The organism is Pseudorhodobacter sp. (assembly GCF_030452865.1).
GTDB lineage: Bacteria > Pseudomonadota > Alphaproteobacteria > Rhodobacterales > Rhodobacteraceae > Pseudorhodobacter.
The window spans coordinates 1-1,570 of sequence record NZ_JAKDLJ010000588.1; the positions used below are offsets into that span (position 1 = coordinate 1).

At 62.7% G+C, this 1,570-nt stretch carries 2 protein-coding genes; both read left to right on the plus strand.

The features are described 5' to 3' along the window. A partial coding sequence (locus tag L0H65_RS19745) for an FAD-binding oxidoreductase (RefSeq protein ID WP_301460884.1) occupies positions 1-1,132 on the plus strand: 1,132 nt, incomplete at its 5' end. Positions 1,133-1,143: 11 nt separating this feature from the next. After that, positions 1,144-1,570: proline racemase family protein (locus L0H65_RS19750; RefSeq protein WP_301460885.1), on the plus strand; the 427-nt coding region annotated here is incomplete at its 3' end.

The window sequence follows — 1,570 nt, forward strand, 5'->3', positions numbered from 1 at the left end:
GATTGACCGCGAGGGGCCTGCCGCGGGGGCTTCGGCGGGCAATGCGGGGGCTTTAGCCTTCACCGATATCCTGCCACTCGCTTCGCCGGGCGTAATCCGAAAAGCGCCGAGATGGTTGTTGGACCCGCTCGGGCCGCTGTCGGTGCCGCCACGCTATGCGCTGAAGATCGCGCCATGGATGTTGCGCTTTTGGCGGGCGAGTTGGCCGGGGCAGGTGCGCGCCTCCACCATCGCGCAAACCGGATTGATGGCGCTGTCGAAGGCGGCGCTGGAGCCGTTTCTGGCCGCGCATGGTCTGTCCTCGATGCTGCGGCGCGATGGGCAGTTGCAGGTCTATGAGGGCCAGGCTGAGTTTGACGCCAGCCTGCCAAGCTGGGCCGCCCGCGCCGAAGCGGGTATCGAATTTCAACACCTCAAGGGCGATGAGATTGCCGGTAAACAACCCGGCCTCGATTCGCGCTTCACCCATGCCACCTTCACCCCCGGGTGGTTCTCAATCTCCGACCCGAAGGATTTCACCGTGGCGCTGGCCGACCGGTTCCGCGCGAATGGCGGCGTGATCGAGATTGCCGAAGCCACGCATCTTTTGCCAGATGGCGTTGACACATCGTCGGGCAAGATGACCGGCCGCGTGGTGTTGGCCGCAGGGGCATTTTCGCATCTGCTGGCACGCACTGCCGGGGTGAAAATCCCGCTCGAAACCGAACGCGGCTATAATACCACCCTTCCCGCAAGTGCGATTGACCTGCGCTGTCAGGTCACCTTTGGTGGCCATGGCTTTGTGATCGCCAAGCTGAGTTCGGGCATCCGGGTCGGCGGCGCGGTGGAACTCGGCGGCTTGAAACTACCGCCGAATTACGCGCGCGCCGATGCGATGTTGACCAAGGCCAAACGCTTCCTGCCCGCGCTCGATACCTCTGGCGGCGTGCAATGGATGGGCTTCCGGCCGTCAATGCCCGACAGCCTGCCCGCGATCGGCCCGCTTCCCGGCCAACCCAATACCCTTTGCGCCTTTGGCCACGGCCATCTTGGTCTGACCCAAGCTGCGGGCACCGCCGAAATCATCGCTGACCTGCTGGCTGGCAAAACCCCCACAATCGACCTTACCCCCTTCTCTCCTTCCCGTTTCTGAAAGCAACCGCCATGACGACTTACACATTCCCCTGCATCGACGGCCATACTTGTGGCAACCCGGTTCGCCTTGTCACCGGTGGCGCGCCGATGTTGAAGGGCGATACCATGCTCGAAAAGCGTGCGCATTTTCTGGCCGAATATGACTGGATCCGCACCGGTCTGATGTTTGAGCCGCGCGGCCATGACCAGATGTCCGGTTCCATTCTTTTTCCACCGACGCGCGACGATTGCGATGTGGCGGTGCTGTTCATTGAGACTTCTGGCTGCTTGCCGATGTGCGGCCATGGCACCATCGGCACCGTGACGATTGCGCTTGAGAACGGTTTGATCCGCCCTTCCACTCCCGGCACGTTGCGGCTGGATACGCCTGCGGGCCGTGTTGATGTGACGTACCGCCAAGAGGGGCGGTTTATTGAGGAGGTCCGCCTGACCAACG